At 70.2% G+C, this 15,577-nt stretch carries 15 protein-coding genes; 4 read left to right on the forward strand and 11 right to left on the reverse strand.

From position 1 onward, the window contains the following. Positions 1-69: 69 nt before the first annotated feature. From ACHFGS_RS10400 to ACHFGS_RS10430, 7 genes are all read right to left on the reverse strand, one after another. A complete protein-coding gene (locus ACHFGS_RS10400; protein ID WP_394289446.1) occupies positions 70-2,289 on the reverse strand; it encodes an SH3 domain-containing protein in 2,220 nt (739 codons plus the stop codon). Between the two features lie 78 nt (positions 2,290-2,367). Beyond that, complete coding sequence (locus tag ACHFGS_RS10405) at positions 2,368-3,468, reverse strand: glycosyltransferase (RefSeq protein ID WP_394279702.1); 1,101 nt, start codon at positions 3,466-3,468, stop codon at positions 2,368-2,370. 16 nt (positions 3,469-3,484) lie between these two features. Further along, entirely contained in the window at positions 3,485-4,939 is a 1,455-nt protein-coding gene (locus ACHFGS_RS10410) for an LCP family protein (protein ID WP_394279701.1), read from the reverse strand. 10 nt (positions 4,940-4,949) lie between these two features. After that, the gene (gene purE / locus ACHFGS_RS10415) at positions 4,950-5,417 is read right to left on the reverse strand and encodes a 5-(carboxyamino)imidazole ribonucleotide mutase (RefSeq protein WP_394279703.1); all 468 of its coding nucleotides are present in this window, start codon (positions 5,415-5,417) and stop codon (positions 4,950-4,952) included. A gap of 95 nt (positions 5,418-5,512) precedes the next feature. Continuing rightward, entirely contained in the window at positions 5,513-6,640 is a 1,128-nt protein-coding gene (locus ACHFGS_RS10420; RefSeq protein ID WP_394279700.1) for a 5-(carboxyamino)imidazole ribonucleotide synthase, read from the reverse strand. Positions 6,641-6,693: 53 nt separating this feature from the next. Next, positions 6,694-7,260 carry a PH domain-containing protein gene (locus tag ACHFGS_RS10425; RefSeq protein WP_394279699.1) on the reverse strand — a complete coding sequence of 189 codons (567 nt, stop codon included), beginning with the start codon at positions 7,258-7,260 and terminating at the stop codon, positions 6,694-6,696. 51 nt (positions 7,261-7,311) lie between these two features. Beyond that, positions 7,312-8,109 carry a biotin--[acetyl-CoA-carboxylase] ligase gene (locus ACHFGS_RS10430; RefSeq protein WP_394279698.1) on the reverse strand — a complete coding sequence of 266 codons (798 nt, stop codon included), beginning with the start codon at positions 8,107-8,109 and terminating at the stop codon, positions 7,312-7,314. 169 nt (positions 8,110-8,278) lie between these two features. Here ACHFGS_RS10430 and ACHFGS_RS10435 point away from each other — a divergent pair, with 169 nt between their 5' ends. Both ACHFGS_RS10435 and ACHFGS_RS10440 read left to right on the forward strand, forming a co-directional pair. Beyond that, complete coding sequence (locus ACHFGS_RS10435; RefSeq protein WP_394279697.1) at positions 8,279-9,904, forward strand: acyl-CoA carboxylase subunit beta; 1,626 nt, start codon at positions 8,279-8,281, stop codon at positions 9,902-9,904. Continuing rightward, the gene (locus ACHFGS_RS10440; RefSeq protein ID WP_394279696.1) at positions 9,901-10,131 is read left to right on the forward strand and encodes an acyl-CoA carboxylase subunit epsilon; all 231 of its coding nucleotides are present in this window, start codon (positions 9,901-9,903) and stop codon (positions 10,129-10,131) included. The genes ACHFGS_RS10435 and ACHFGS_RS10440 overlap by 4 nt, the downstream gene beginning before the upstream one ends. 262 nt (positions 10,132-10,393) lie before the next feature. Here ACHFGS_RS10440 and ACHFGS_RS10445 read toward each other — a convergent pair whose 3' ends face one another. The 4 genes from ACHFGS_RS10445 to ACHFGS_RS10460 are packed head-to-tail and all read right to left on the reverse strand — an operon-like array spanning position 10,394 to position 14,618. Beyond that, entirely contained in the window at positions 10,394-11,479 is a 1,086-nt protein-coding gene (locus ACHFGS_RS10445; RefSeq protein WP_394279695.1) for a hypothetical protein, read from the reverse strand. Next, positions 11,476-12,687, reverse strand: coding sequence for an ATP-binding protein (locus tag ACHFGS_RS10450; protein WP_394279694.1), 1,212 nt, complete (start codon positions 12,685-12,687; stop codon positions 11,476-11,478). The genes ACHFGS_RS10445 and ACHFGS_RS10450 overlap by 4 nt, the downstream gene beginning before the upstream one ends. Continuing rightward, positions 12,677-13,336: a response regulator gene (locus tag ACHFGS_RS10455; protein ID WP_394279693.1), complete on the reverse strand. Its 660-nt coding sequence runs from the start codon at positions 13,334-13,336 to the stop codon at positions 12,677-12,679. Before ACHFGS_RS10455 ends, ACHFGS_RS10450 begins: the two co-directional genes overlap by 11 nt. Before the next feature lie 22 nt (positions 13,337-13,358). Continuing rightward, on the reverse strand, positions 13,359-14,618 hold the full coding sequence (locus ACHFGS_RS10460) for a class I SAM-dependent RNA methyltransferase (protein WP_394289447.1): 1,260 nt from the start codon (positions 14,616-14,618) through the stop codon (positions 13,359-13,361). Between the two features lie 43 nt (positions 14,619-14,661). On the opposite strand from ACHFGS_RS10460, the gene ACHFGS_RS10465 reads away from it, so the two are divergent. Together ACHFGS_RS10465 and ACHFGS_RS10470 are read left to right on the forward strand one after the other, a co-directional pair. Then, positions 14,662-14,889 carry a hypothetical protein gene (locus ACHFGS_RS10465; RefSeq protein ID WP_394278740.1) on the forward strand — a complete coding sequence of 76 codons (228 nt, stop codon included), beginning with the start codon at positions 14,662-14,664 and terminating at the stop codon, positions 14,887-14,889. Between the two features lie 21 nt (positions 14,890-14,910). Further along, on the forward strand, positions 14,911-15,561 hold the full coding sequence (locus ACHFGS_RS10470) for a Maf family protein (RefSeq protein ID WP_394278739.1): 651 nt from the start codon (positions 14,911-14,913) through the stop codon (positions 15,559-15,561). The last annotated feature ends 16 nt before the right edge of the window (positions 15,562-15,577 follow it).

A 15,577-nucleotide genomic window follows, 5' to 3' on the forward strand; every position in this document is an offset into this window, starting at 1 on the left:
TGAGCCGGCGGAACGTCGATCATCCTAACCGAACCGGCCTGGGCGCCTGCCGCACCACGGCGGGCAGGCTCACTTCAGGTATTTACCGTGAACCCAGCCGGTGCGACTGCCGACAGTCACCTTCCGCCACACGCCCGAACCCGCGACGACCCGGACCTGGGTTCCCTTGGCCAGCACGGTGACGATCCGGGCGGATGTGGAGGCGGACGATCGCAGGTTCAGGCCGGTCGTGGTGGTGCGGAGTGTCGCTGCCGGGCGATTCTTCAAGAGGTCCTTGTGGACCCAGGCGGTCCTGGACCCGTAGTTGATGAGTCGCCAGGATCCCTGTCCGGCTCGCACGGTCACGGGGTGCGCCTTGCGCAGCGTGCCCCAGACCTTGCCCGACGCCGACGCGGTAGCGCGGACCTTCGCAGCGACGGTGGTCTGCATCGCCCGCGGCGTCGCCAGCGCGGCGAGGTGAGAACCCTGCATCCAGCCGGATACGGAGCCCACGGTAACCGCCCGCCACGCGCCGAACGTCTCGAGGACCTCGATCTCGTCGCCGACCGTCACCGTCTTCAGCACCTGCCCATTTCGGGACGCGGTCTGACGCACGGGCGTCTTGTAGACGGCCTGGCGCGTTCGCGCCGTCTCTGTCGCCGGCTTCTCGCGGGCTAGCTTCGACGTGACGACCCATCCGCTGCGGTCACCGAAACTCACCTTGCTCCACTTTCCGTCGACTGTAGAGACACTGACCTTCTGCCCCTTCCGGAGGGTGAAACCCAGGGTCGGCGATCCAGCGCTGGGTCGCAGGTGGGTCGGCGAGGCCGCGAACATCGTGATCGTCTCGACCGGCTTCGCTGGGGTCGGAGCGGGCGTCGGCTTCGGCGTCGCCGTGGGAGCGGGGGCGGGTACCGGCGGCTTGGTCGGCGTCGTCGTGGGAGTGGGAGTGGGGGTGGTGGGCTTGGCCGGCGGTTTCGCGTCCGCGAGCTTCAGGTAGTCACTGTGCGCCCAATACGTGGACCCGTTGGCCGTGAGTCGCCACCACGAACCGTAGACGCCCGTTCGAGCGTACGACGCCCCCTGGGTGAGGGTGATGCGCCCGGTGGCACACGATGTCATCGGAGCCTTGCGCCCGTTCAGGGCGGCCGAGAGAACGACGGCCTGACCCTCGGCCTTGGTGATGGCCGACTCCGCGGGGACGGCGCACGCGCCTTGCCCTGCCGAACTTCCACTGGCCGGGAGCGCAGACACCGGGACCCAACGGGTCTTGCCGGAGATGGAGACACGTCGCCACGCACCATACGAGCCGGTGATGCTGACCTTCGTCCCCTTCGCTATCGACAGCGGACCCGAATCACACCCGTTCGTGGGTGCCCTGCGACCGACGGTGGCTGCCGTCGTGGTGAGCGACCCGGTCGCCGACATGACATCGGCCGCGGCGGGGACGGTGCAGGCGTCGATGAGAGCGGGTGCGCCCGCCGAGTCATTCGCGTCCGGCGCGAACCACTGGACGTAGTAGTTGTAGAAGTTGCGGTTGCCGTACGTCGAGCACGTGTCACCCGTCGCGTAACCCGCCGCCAGGGCTGCGACGTTGGGACGGTAAGGCGTATAGATGTAGAGGTTCGCGGTGGCCTGATTCTCGATGTAAACCTTCGACGTTCCGCACGACGCGCTCGGGTGCCACTGAATCGTGTTCACCTGGCCCGCCTTGTAGTTGTAGCTGTTCGGGTTCTTCGCATACACCTGTTGCTGCCGGACACCCATCGTGATCTGCTTCGCGAGGCCCGCGTATGCGGGATTGCATCGTGCGAAGTCTGGGCAGTCATAACCCATAGCCGCTTGATAGGACCATTCCGACGGACGCGTTGCCGTCACGACACCCTGCTCCTTTTGCAGCATCACCAAGACCACCTTCGGATTGATGCCACACGCTCTCGAAACGACGACGATGATGTGCGCCGCGGTCGCGTTCCGCTTAGCGGCAATCGCTGCGCAGTACTTGTCAGCCCCGCGCGAGGGCAGGTCGGCTCGATAGTCACGGAGGCATGTGGGACCAGTCGTGGCCTTGCAGGTCGGCACGCGCTTCTCGAGGAAGGTCTGCACCTGCGCAACCGTCATCGAGTCACCGTCGAAGAACTCTTCGTCGCTGATGATGTAGCCACCGTCGAGGATGGATGCCGGCAGCTCCGCGGCGCGAACCGGCGCGGGCGCGAGAGCGGACAGCAGGGCGACGGCGAGGGCGACGACCAGCGCCATCGCCGAGGGCCGGGCGATCTGGGATCGGCGGGCGGTCGGGGTGTGACGCATGAGAACAGTGTTACTGAAGTCGATCAGAGATACCAGTCGAGCCATCCTGGAGCCGGACGACACGCCGATCCGGCGCTCTCAGAGATCGGCGTGCAGCTGCCACACCCGCTCAGCGGCACCCGCCCACCCGAAGGCGCGACCCCGGTCGGCGGCCAGCACGGACAGTCGCTCGACCGCATCGGTCGATCCGAGGGCGGATGCCACTGCCGCCCCCATCGCCTCCGCGTCGCCCGCCGGAGCCAGCGCGGCCGCATCGAGGAGGACCTCACGGTGGACCGCGGTGTCCGTGGCGACGGTCGGCACCCCGAGCCGCAGTGCATCGATCGCCCGCCATGGCGTGCCGCTCCCCTGCTCAGTCGCGAGGTAGGCCACCGCGCCTCCGAACACGGAAGCCCGGTCTGCGGCGTCCAGTCGGGGCCGGACGCGCACACGGCCCTCCGCCAGACCCGCTGCAGCGGCGAGCTCGGTCACGGCGGGCTCGTCACCCTCCGGCACGTCGATGACCACCGCCGGGGTGTCGCGCCCCGCGGCGACGAGCGCGGCGAATGCGTCGATCAATCCGTGCGAGGGCGCGAAGGACCCGCTCATGAGCACGTATCCCTCGGGGAGGTCGAGCCCCCGACGCCGGCCGATCTCGTCGGAGGGCACCCGAAGACCGGGGGTGGGAGCGCCTGCGATCACGCGGATGCGATCCCCGAAGGGGGCGATCTCGCCGAGGCGTCGCGCAAGCTCGTGGGTGGGCGCGACGACAGCATCCGCGTGTCGATGGGCGCGACGGAGCATGGCCTTCGCCCATCGCACCTCCGCTGCGGGAAGCTCGTCGGGGAACTCCCACGGCCGCAGGTCCCACACGGTCACAACGGTCTGATCGTGGTCGTGCACGCGGTCGTGCCGGACGAGCGGTGCGGACAGGGAAGCGGAGTGGATAAGCCCATCGCCCGCGCCGGCGCGCTGACCGATCGCCCAGAGTCCGGCGACGGCGGAGGCACGCAGCGGGAGCCGGTCGACCCCTGCGACCCCCTCGATGTCCGCGGCCCCGTCGCTGCCCACGATTGCGTGCACATCACAGCCGCTGGGGCTGGTCGCCACGAGCGCTGCCGCGAGGTCGCGGGATGCCTGGACGACATCGGGGTCCGCGCCCGGAGGGAGCGGATCGAGGACGACGCGGAGAGTGGTCATCGCTGTGCCCCGCCCGTCACGGTTCCGGCGTTGCGGTCGGCGTCGGCGGGTGCATCAGCTCACGCGCCGCGTCTCGGATGAGCTGCCAGTCGGAGCTCGTCGGGTCCTCCGGGTCGATGCCGACCCCCTCCGGCGTGAGCTCGAGGTTCTGCACCTCCTGCTCCTTCGCCTTGACGGCGAGGTCGACGAGGAAGGGCAGCAGCGAGTCGGGGACATCGGTCTGGACCAGGTTGGTGCCGGCCGAGACGATCTCGCTGAACCGTGCGACGACGTTCGAGGGGGTGGCCTGGGCGAGGATGGCGGACTGGAGCTCCCGCTGCCGGCGCATCCGGTCCCAGTCGCTGGTGGTGTAGCGCGACCGGGCGTACCACTGGGCCGTCGTACCGTCCATCAGCTGGGTCCCCTCCTCGATCCAGCCGGTGGCCCACTCCTCGACCGGCTGTCCCTCGTAGCGAGGGCCGGGGCCTTCCGGAAGGCGTTCCTCGACGGTGATCTCGACGCCGCCGAGCGCGTCGACGAGGTCGGCGAAGCCGTGCATGTCGATGAACACGTGGTACGGGATCTCGATGCCGAGGATCGCCTCCGCGGCATCCTTCGTCGCTTCGACGGCGGGGCTGGAATTGCTCGCCACTGCGTCGGGGTACAAGCCCGCGCCCCGGTCCTCCCGACAGGTCTCCACCGCGTTCATGAGCTGGTTGATGCCCGATCCCCACCCACAGCTGCCGGAGATCTGGCCCTGGAAGCCCTCCGGGTACAGATCCTGCATGGGCCCCTCGGAGAAGGGGGCGTGCCGGAGGTCGCGCGGGATGCCGAAGATCGTCACCGCGCCGCTGTCGGCATTGACCGAGACGACCGAGATGCTGTCGAACCGCATCGAGTCGCGGCCCTCGCCGCTGTCGGCTCCGAGCAGGAGGAAGTTGTAGTAGCCGTCGGACGGCGGGACGCTCGGCCCGGACGCGAAGATCGACAGCCCCGTCCGCAGCGGCGCGACCACGGCCTGCGCGGCGTACACGGCCCCGGCACTGGGGATCAGCGCCAGGACGAGGGCGACTGCGACCGCCGCGACGCCGGTGCGCTGCGGCACCCGCCCCACGCGGATGAGCCGGAGTGTGTCGACGGTCAGCACGAGCCACAGCGCCGCGTACACCCAGAGCAACAGCTGCACCGTCATCAGGGTCCACCAGGAGGCGAGCACCGTCGTGAGAAGCGGGCGGGCGAACAGCGCGGCGAGGATCGTCACGATGAGGGCCGCCCACAGGAGGACGGTGGCGATGAGGCCCACTCTGCCGAGGCGCCGATCACCGGCGACGATCTGAGCCGACCCGGGGAAGAGGAAGTTCGCGATGACGAGCCACCACGCGCGGCGGCCCATGATCTGCGGCGACGAGCTGTCGGGATGCCGCAGCGGGCGCTCCTCGAGCACGCGTCGCGCGGCCGGGGCCGTGGCCCGCGGCGGACTGCTGACGCTCACGTCCGCGACCTCACAGCGAGTCCTTCAGCCGCTGGTTCTTCGCCTCGACCTGACGCTCGAGATCCTCGGCGTAGGCGTGCAGACGCGTGGCGATTCCCGCATCGGTCGCGCCCAGCAGGCGCGCCGCCAGCAGGCCGGCGTTCTTGGCGCCGTTGATCGAGACAGTGGCGACGGGGATCCCGGCCGGCATCTGCACGATGCTCAGGAGCGAGTCCATGCCGTCGAGCGTGGCGAGCTGCACCGGAACGCCGATGACGGGGAGCGTCGTCACCGAGGCGAGCATTCCCGGCAGGTGCGCGGCACCGCCCGCGCCGGCGATGATGACGCGGATGCCGCGCTCGCGCGCTTCTCGGCCGTATCGCAGCAGCTTGTCGGGGGTGCGGTGCGCGGAGACGACCTCGACCTCGTGGGGGATGGTGAAGTCGGAGAGGATCTGGGACGCATCGCTCATGATGCGCCAGTCGGAGTCGGATCCCATCACGACGCCGACCAGGGGGGACGAAGAGGAGTGAAGCGGGCGGGTCACGGCTCCAGGCTAGGCCGCGATCCCGGGAGTTCGCCGCAACGGCACGATCAATCGGTGAAGAACGACGCCGCTCCGCGGGCCTCGTAGCAGACCGCCGCGAGGTCGTCCCCCGCGACCGTGACATGCCCGACCTTCCGACCGGGTCGGGGGTCCTTGCCATAGGTGTGGACCTTCGCCGACGGGTGCGCCTCGAGAGCGGCGGGCAGGCGTTCGGAAAGCGTGCCGTCCGTGGGCCCGCCGAGGATGTTCACCATCACCGCCCAGGGAGCCCGGAGCGCCGTGTCCCCCAGCGGCAGGTCGAGCACAGCGCGCAGGTGCTGTTCGAACTGACTGGTGATCGCACCGTCCTGGGTCCAGTGCCCGCTGTTGTGCGGACGCATCGCGAGCTCGTTGACCAGCAGACGCTCGTCCGTGGTCTCGAACAGCTCGACGGCGAGCATGCCGGTCACTCCGAGACCGACGGCGATCGCCTCACCGATGTCGCCGGCCACATCGGCCAGTCGGCCCGCGGAATGCGGGGCGGGGGCGATCGCTTCGGCACAGACACCGTCCTTCTGCACCGTCTCCACGACGGGGTAGACGACGAGCTCCCCGGAAGGCCGCCGCGCGACCTGCTGCGCGAGCTCGCGGGTGAAGTCGACCAGTTCCTCGACGAGGAGTTCCCCGCCGTCCTCGAGTGCGTCCAGCCAGTCGGCGGCATCGGATGCCGCGGCGACGACCCGCACGCCCTTGCCGTCGTATCCGCCGCGCGGCGTCTTGACGACGGCGCGGCCGCCGTGCGCGGCGATGAAGCTGTCGAGGGACGCGGCGTCGGCGACCGGAGCCCAGTCCGGCTGAGGCATCCCGAGCTCGGCGAGCTTGGCGCGCATGCGCAGCTTGTCCTGAGCGTAGAAGAGGGCGTCGGGGCCAGGGTGGACGGCGACGCCGGCCTCGACCAGGGCGCGGAGGACGTCCTGCGGGACATGCTCGTGATCGAAGGTGATCACGTCGACGTCGCGGGCGAAGGCCATGACGGTCTCGACGTCGCGATAGTCACCGACGTCGGTCGCTGCGAGGGCGGCTGACATGCCGTCCTGTTCCGCGAGGACGCGCACGTCGATGCCCAGTTCGACGGCGGGAGCGATCATCATCCGCGCCAGCTGTCCGCCGCCGACGATCCCGACCTGCAGTGCCATCTCGTTCCCTTCGTCGAGTCCATCTTCTCGCACTCGACGACGCGCGATGCGCCTCAGGGACGCTCGCCCACGACCGGCACCGCGTGCGAGTCGCGATGGGCGAGGATCTGGCTGACCTCGACCTGGTCGGCCAGGGTCTCGTGCACCAGGCGCACGGAGGGGATGTCGACGAGGCGAAGCGGAGCATCGACGCCGTTCGAGAGGCTGAGCGAGCCACTCCCCCACAACCGCTGCAGCGGCGTGCGCCGCTCCGAGATGGTGTAGCCGCGGGCGTGCGAGACATCGACCCGACGCCGACTGAGCAGACCGCTGCGCTCGATGACGCGCCGTGTGGTGAGGGTGTAAGTGCGGGAGAGCCACCGCAGATAAGGCACCACGACGAGCAGGAGCACGATGACGGCCGCGGCGATCCAGAGCATGAGGTCGGTCATCCATCCCGAGACGGCGTCCGGAAGATTTCCGGAGAAGAAGCCGACGGCTCCCGAGGTGGCGATGAGGACGAGCGCGGGAAGGATCAACCGGCGAGCGTGCGGCCGCAGCCGCGCGATCCTCATCTCGGGGGCGGCACTGCCCGGCGCCGGTGCGTGCGGGCGCCCGGTGAAGGCGGTCGGCTGGCTCACCCTCACATCATGGCGTGACCGGCCGACGGCGAGCTGACGGCGCGCCCTTGTTCATCGGACGTGCACCACGTCCCCCGCCGCGACGCGACGCTCTCCCTCCGGGCTCTGCACGACGAGCGATCCGTCGGGATCGAGGGACAGGGCCCGCCCCGTCAGCGAGGTGCCGCCCGGAAGGCTCACGACCACCTCGGCACCGAGGGTCGCACACGCGTCAGCGATGCGCTCACGCAGCGCCGCGAAGCCGGAGCCACCCAGCGCGATCGTCGCGACCCCGTCGCGCAGCCCGGTGAGGAAGTCGGCGAGCAGTCGGTCCTCGTCGACATCCTCGCCGCGCGCCGCGAACGAGGTCGCGGTCGGGACGGGCAGCTGCGCGGCGGTCATCGCGGTGTTCACTCCGACCCCGACGACGACCGCGTGGGGGTTCGACGGCATGACTTCGGCGAGGATGCCGCTGATCTTCAGCCCGTCGACGAGGACGTCGTTGGGCCATTTGACCGCGACGTCGGCACCCGGCGCCTGCTGCCGGACCGCGGCGGCCATCGCCTCGCCGGCGGCGAGGGGGATCCAGCCGCGGGCGTTCACCGGGACGGCCTCGACGCGCAGCAGGACCGATACGGCCAGCGCGCTGCCGGCAGGGGCGACCCACGTGCGATCCAGGCGGCCTCGACCCGATGTCTGGTCCCGCGTCAGCACCACCGAGAGATGAGGGTGCCCGTCAGGGTCGTCGAAGGCGTCCCGGAGGAGCTTCGCGTTCGTCGAACCGACCTGTTCGACGATGTGGAGGCGAGGGCTGACGGCCGCGGCGCGGGGGTAGCCGGAACCGGGGTGTGCATCGGTGGGCGTCGACATGCCGTCACCCTACGTGCGTGGCCGCTCGCCCCGCCCGGCCTTGACACCGCGCGCCGCCAGTGACCCGCTGCGCGAGACCCGTGACGATGTCGGAATCCACAGCGGAACGCAGATCCGGTTGTCGCATGTCGCCAACGCTCGGCGGAGGCGGCTCGCTAGGGTGGAATGCGTGCCAGACCCGTCGAACGAGCCCCTCCAGTCGAACCAGCCGGGATCTCCCGACCTCTTCACGACGGCCGGCAAGATCGCCGACCTCCGTGCCCGCTACGAAGAGGCGGTGCGCGCCCCGGAGGAAGCCGCGCGTGCGAAGCAGAGCGCGAAGGGGAAGCTGACCGCGCGTCAGCGGATCGAGCTGCTCGTCGACCCCGGCTCGTTCGTCGAACTCGACGAATACGTCCGCCACCGCACGACCGCGTTCGGGATGGACCGCTCCCGCCCGTACGGCGATTCCGTCGTCACCGGCGTGGGCACCATCCACGGTCGAACCGTCGCGGTGTACGCGCAGGACTTCACGACCTTCGGCGGCTCGCTCGGCGAGGTGGCGGGCGAGAAGATCGTCAAGGTGATGGAGCACGCGCTCCGCGGCGGCATGCCGATCATCGGCATCCTCGACTCCGGCGGCGCACGCATCCAGGAGGGGGTCGTCGCCCTCGGCAAGTACGGCGAGATCTTCCGCCTCAACACCGCGGCATCGGGCGTCATCCCGCAGATCTCGCTGATCATGGGCCCGGCCGCCGGCGGCGCGGTGTACTCCCCCGCCCTCACCGACTTCGTCATCATGGTCGACAAGACGAGCCAGATGTTCGTCACCGGTCCCGACGTCATCAAGACCGTCACCGGCGAGGACGTCGGCATGGAGGAGCTCGGCGGCGCCTACACGCACAACACCCGTTCGGGCGTCGCCCACTACCTCGCCGAAGACGAGGACGACGCGATCGACTATGCGCGCACACTCATCGGGTACCTCCCGGACAACAACATGTCGGACGCGCCCGGCTACGAGAGCGCCTTCGACTTCGAGACGACAGACAGCGACCGGGTGCTCAATACGATCATCCCCGACTCGCCGAACCAGCCGTACGACATCCACGAGGTGATCTCCCATCTGGTCGACAGCGGTGACTTCCTCGAGGTGCAGCCCCTGTTCGCACCCAACATCGTCATCGGGTTCGGGCGCATCGAAGGTCGAACGGTCGGCATCATCGCCAACCAGCCGTCGCAGATGGCGGGCACTCTGAACATCGACGCCGGAGAGAAGGCGAGCCGCTTCGTGCGGTTCTGCGACGCCTTCTCCATCCCGATCCTCACCCTGGTCGATGTCCCCGGGTACCTGCCCGGCACCGATCAGGAGTGGACCGGCGTCATCAGGCGCGGCGCGAAGCTGCTCTACGCCTACGCCGAAGCGACGGTGCCCCTTGTGACGGTCATCCTGCGGAAGGCCTACGGCGGCGCCTACATCGTGATGGGCTCGAAGCAGCTCGGCGCCGACTTCAACCTCGCCTGGCCCACGGCCGAGATCGCGGTCATGGGCGGGCAGGGCGCCGTGAACATCCTGTACCGCGGCGAGATCAAGCGCGCCGAGGAAGCGGGCGAAGACGTCGCGGCCGTCCGAACGAGGCTGGCGAACGAGTACACCTACAACGTGGCCTCGCCCTTCCTGGCGGCCGAGCGCGGCGAGCTGGACGGCATCATCGAGCCGGCCCAGACCCGCGTCGCCGTGGCCAAGGCGCTGCGCACCCTTCGCGGCAAGCGGGCGAACCTGCCCGCGAAGAAGCACGGTAACATCCCGCTATGACGCGGGAGGATGCCGACGGAGCCGCGACGCTCCGCGTCGACGTGCTGCGTGGCAATCCCACGGATGAGGAACTCGCCGCGGTCGTCGCCGTCGTCACCGAGTCTTACGTGCGCGAGGCCTCGTCGGCCGTCGCGGAGGAGCAGCCGACGACTACGTGGGCCGTCTCGGCGCGTGGGCTGCGCGAGCCGCTCCGCCGAGACTCGCGCTGGGGCGCTTTCCGCGGGTGACGGCGCGATGGACGTTCTTGTCCCCCAAAGTACCTACAGACAACCTGTGAATGATCGAAGAGACTTGAACCGCTGGAACGCTTCTGCGTTCGGTTGACCCGCATCCCTCAGAACGCGGGTCGACCTGCGGGTCGGTTTTCGGGTAACCACCCGCGTGGCGAGGGGCGGGCGGCTTCGCCGCCCCTCGCCTCCCTCCCCCTCATCGTCGCGTTTCTTCGCGACGGGGGTTCGGCTCTCCCACGGAGCGACCAGGGCGAAGCGGTCAGTGCCGCGCGTCCCCCGGATGTGCGATCTCGCGCCAGAGGTCGACGATCTCCTCGCCGTCGACGCCGTCCTCCTCCTTCGAACGTCCCACGACGGTGACGGCGATGCTCTCGTGCGGAGAAGTGCGGATGTAGATGCGGTCGGATGCCGCGCCCTCGAGAGCCTGTGCGAGGTCGGCGCGGATGCGAGCCAGTGCGTCCGCGTCGGTCGACTCCAACCCGCCCTCGTCGAGGACGGTGACGATGCTGCCGCGCCGCCGGGCCTCCGCCAGTCGCTCGCGCACCGTTTCGTCGAGCAGGCGCGGACCCCTCAGCTCATCGCGGAGAGCTCCCTCGGCGAGGCGCGCACGTTCACGCTCCTCGTCGCTCAGGACGCCGTCCATCTCGATCGTGCGCATGAGGACGGGGCCGGCGAGGTCGATGGCACGTTGGACGCGGACGCGGCGTTCGCGCCGGCGCCCCTCCTGGCTGGCGAGCCACTCCGACGACCGCCGCTGGATGTCGCCCAGTTCGACCGTGTCGACGGCCGCGCGATCAACCAGCCCGCGCAGGAGCTGCGCCGCGACGACCCACACCACGGCTCCGACGACACCCAGGGTGAGGGCGTCGACAGGACCGATCCAGGCGGTCGACGCGACCGCGAGGGCGGCGACCCCGATCCAGGCGATGAGCGGCCGCCGCCGCACCATCACGATGGTCATCAGCGCGCCGATCCCGCCGAGGGTCCACGTCACGAACGGCTCGGAACGCACCTCGGCATCGACGGAGAGGAAGGTCACGGAAGGGATGATCCCGCTGGCCGCCAAGGCCAGGAGGGCGACCCCGAGGGGAAGAGTCGAGCTCTGTCGCCCTGCGCTCGCGTGTTCCGACTCCTCGGAGGGTGACGCCACCGTCGACGCGGCGACCCCCGGGGTCTCCGCCTTCCAGAAGATGCAGATCCATGTGACGGCGAGGAAGATCGCCACCGCGCCGAGGAACAGCAGCGGACGCTCGACCGGCGCCGTCCAGAACAGGGCGCCGGCGACGAGGTAGGCCGTGAAGATCACGGCGAGCAGGGAGAGGCCGGTGTGTACGCGCGCGTTCATCGGGTGCGCTCCCATCGCAGTTCGACGATCGTCCCCGACTCGGAGCTGCGCACGCGGGCATGTCCCCCGACCGCGGCGACGCGCGCGATGATGGAGCCTCGGATGCCGAGCCGGTCCTCTCCCACGGCTCCCGCGTCGAACCCGGCCCCCTCGTCGATGACGCGGACCACCACTCTCCGATCGTCCACCGCCACGTCCGCGCGCAGGCCCGCTCCGCCGGCGTGCTCGACGGCGTTCGCGATCGCCTGCCCGGCGGCGAGCACGAGCGCCCGAGCGACGCGACCGGGAAGAGGCGGTGTGCCGTGGGCCACGGCGGTGTCGACCCGGAGGGACACGTCGTGTTCGGCGGCCACGCCACGCAGACCCTCGATGAGGAAAGCAGGGGCCACCGGATCGTCGGGCCCCTCTTCGGCATCGCGGTCAGCGTTGGCCAGGCGAGTGAGCGCTTCGCGCGCCATCGCGACGGCGAGATCGCGCTCACGCGGACTCGTGGCGCGCTCGGCGGCGATGAGGGCGGCGAGGACGCTGTCGTGCATGAGCGCGGCGACGGAGACGCGTTCCTGCTCCATCGCGTCAGCGGCCGCGGCCGCGGCGTACGAGGCCACAGCCGACTCCCGCGTGTGGTCGAAGTCTGCCGCCAGCCGTCGGAGGAGGTGCCCCACCATGATCACGACCACGGCCAAGATGACCGCGAACACGACCTGGCGCCCCACGGCGAGGATGACCGACGCCTCCGGGCCGAGCTGGATGACCCGCGCGACACCGTAGAGCACCGGCACCATGACCGCCCACACGAACTGCACCCGCACCGAGAACACGAAGGCGCTCGCGAGCGTCGCGAGGTTGAGGAGATACCAGATCCACGGCTCACCCGCCGCGAATTCCTGGCGCCCCGCCGTGGCGAACGGCCATGCGATGAGCACCAGCGGGAACACGATCGCGAAGATCGCGCCGAAGAGCCGCACGAACATCCCGACGATCCCCGCGACGACCATGAGACCCAGCGGCGCGAACGTGACGGTCATCAGGATGATCCGCCACAGCGGATCCTCGTGGTCCGACGCCATCGCGTTCAGGAATGCCTGCAGACCGATGAGTGCGCTGGCGATGCCCCCGACGAGCCCGATGATGCGCTCGATGCGCGCACGGGTGAAGAGGCTGACGTCGGCCGGGCTGGTGACGCCGAAGACGGCGGAGTCAACGGCCATCCGGTCCCCCCTCGGTGACGAGCCCGTCCTCGATCGCGCGTCGGAGCAGATCGATCTTCGTCGGCGCGGGGCGCCCCACCTCGACGTACTTCACACGCACCCGCGTGATGTTCTCCTTGGCGGTGGAATAGGCGATGCCCAGCCGCTCGGCGACGGCCTTGAGCGGCAGCCCTGCGGCGTACAGGCGCAGGACTTCGCGCTCGCGGGTGGCGAGTTGGGCATCGGCGAAAGCGCGGTCGCCGTCGATTGCCGAGGCCCACTCGACGGTGTCGAGACTGTCTCCGCGCGCGACGGTGCGGATGGCCCCGAGCACGTCGTCGATGCGCGAGGACTTGCTCACCACTCCCGCGGCTCCGGCGCCCAGCGCCTCGCGCACCGCTGCGGGACGGTCGGCGACACTGTGGATGATCACGGGCGACCCATCGGCGACCAGTCGCGTGACGTTCTCGGTCACCGTGGCGCCGTCCCCCAAGGTGAGGTCGAGGACGACGACGTCGACCGGGTGCTCGCCGCGGGCGGAGCGCCACTCGAGGTAGGCGGCCACGGTCGTGCCCGAGTACAGCACGACGGTGTCCTCAGCCCGCACGCAGGCGGCCTCGAGGCCGAGTCGGACCGACTCGTGGTCGTCGATGAACACCACGCGGATCATGTCGTCAGATTACCCAGCACGCTCAGCGGGCCAGCACAGCGATCGCCTCGACATGATGCGAGTGCGGGAACAGATCGAACGCACGGATGCCGTCGGTGCGGTAACCCGCCTCCGCGAACGTCCCGAGGTCCCGGGCCAGCGCGACAGGGTCGCACGCGACGTAGACGATCCGGTCGGGCGCGAGACCCACGAGGCGCTGCACCACTTCTTTGCCCGCTCCGGCGCGGGGCGGGTCGAGGACGACGACTCCGCGGCTGAGTCGCTCGCGCTGCGCGGGCGACGCGCCGGCATCCCACGCGGCCAGCCATCGGTCCACCCGGCTGGTCTCGGCGCGCGCGCCGATCCACTCTGCGAGGTTCTCACCGGCGTGCTCGGTCGCACGGGCGTCGGCTTCGACCGATGTCACGCGTGTGCCCTCGCCCCCGACCGACCCGAGCGCCGCGGCCAGCAGGCCGACGCCGCCATAGAGGTCGAGGTGCTCGGCGGTCGGGTCGAGCACGCCGGACGTCGCGCTGACGACGGCGTCGTGGAGGGTCGCAGCGGCGAGCCGGTGGACCTGCCAGAACCCGCCCGCATCGAGCCGGAATGAGCGGCCGCCGACGCGCTCGTCGATGACCTCGCGCGCGGCGGGGTCTACCGGCGTGCGGCGGGTCGCGGCATCCGGTCGGGGGATGACACGCACCCGCCCGTCGGCGGGGTGTACGAAGTCGAGACGACCGGCGGCTGCCGATCGCGCCTGGCGGGCGGCGTCGGCGATCGCGGCCGTGGCGAGCGGGTGCTCGTCGACGGGGATGACGCGGTGGCTGCGCGCGGCGTAGGGACCGACGCGGCCGGCGCCGTCGACGTGCAGGCTGACGCGGGTGCGCCATCCGGTGCCGTCCGCGGCATCCTGCTCTTCGCCGGCGGCAGCGGCCTCCATCGTGACGGGGACCTCGTACCGGGCGAAGCGGCGAAGCGCGTCACGGACGACCTCCGCTTTGAGCTCGCGCTGGTGGTCCAGCGCGATGTGCCCGAAGTCTGCGCCACCGGGACGATCGGCCGGGGCGACCGACACGTCGGCGGCCGACCAGACATGCGGGCGACGATGGGGCGAGGCGTCCAGCACCTCGACGACATCACCGCGCCAGAACGATGCTTTTCGGGTGTCGGTCAGCGTGACCCGGACCCGCTCACCCGGGATCGCGTCGGGGACGAAGACCACGCGGTTCTCGTGGCGGGCGACGAAGACGCCCCCGTGAGCTGCGGCGGTGATGTCGAGGTCGAGGAGGTCTCCCGGTTGCACCCTTCGATGCTTTCACATCCCGGCAGGGCGCCCGGTGTATCGCATGACCGTCGGGCGTGCAACCACCTCCCGCGATCACGGTGGCGGCGACCGTGCGACGCTGTGGTTCTCCCCGGACAAGCTCCACGTCTTCGATCCCGAATCCGGTGTCAACCTGACACGCGACGAGGCGAAGGCGGAACGCCTCGAAGCCGACGCACGCGACCAGCGGACGCGAGCACTGGAGCGGGCGAAGGCCGCGATGGCCAAGGAGGAGACCGCCCCGAAGTGAGCGCGCACTAGCGTGGACCGCATGCGTGTCTGCCTCGCCTCGACCTCCCCTGCCCGCCTCATGCTGTTCCGACAGGCGGGCGTCGAACCCCTCACCCGGGCCCCGCGAGTCGACGAGGAAGCGGAGATCGCCCGCGTCGAGCGAGCCGAGGCGCGCACCCTTCCCCCGGAGGAGCACGTTCTCGTGCTCGCGCGGCTCAAGGCTGCGGACGTCGCCCACTCGCTCGCCGAGGAGGGCTTCGACGGCATCGTCGTAGGGGGCGACTCGATGTTCGAACTGGACGGCGAGATCCTCGGCAAGCCCTACACCCCGGATGCCGCGCGGGCACGGTGGCAGTCGATGCGCGGGCGCACCGGGGTGCTGCACTCCGGTCACAGTGTGTTCCGGGTCCGGCCCGGAGAGGTGCCCGTCGAGGCGCACGCCGTCGCCGAAGCCTCGGTCACCTTCATCTCCGACATCACGGATGCCGAGATCGATGCGTACGTCGCGACCGAGGAGCCCCTGCTGGTCGCCGGCGCCTTCACCGTCGACAGCCTGGGCGGCCCGTTCATCGACCGGGTGGAGGGCGATCCCTCGACGGTCGTGGGGATGTCCTTGTCGACCGTGCGCAGACTCGTGCGTGAGCTGGGCGTGGAGTGGACCTCGCTCTGGAACCGGCCCGCTGATTCGTAGACTTCCCCAGATGATT

This window comes from Microbacterium sp. (assembly GCF_043427715.1).
In the GTDB taxonomy this organism is placed as follows: domain Bacteria; phylum Actinomycetota; class Actinomycetes; order Actinomycetales; family Microbacteriaceae; genus Microbacterium.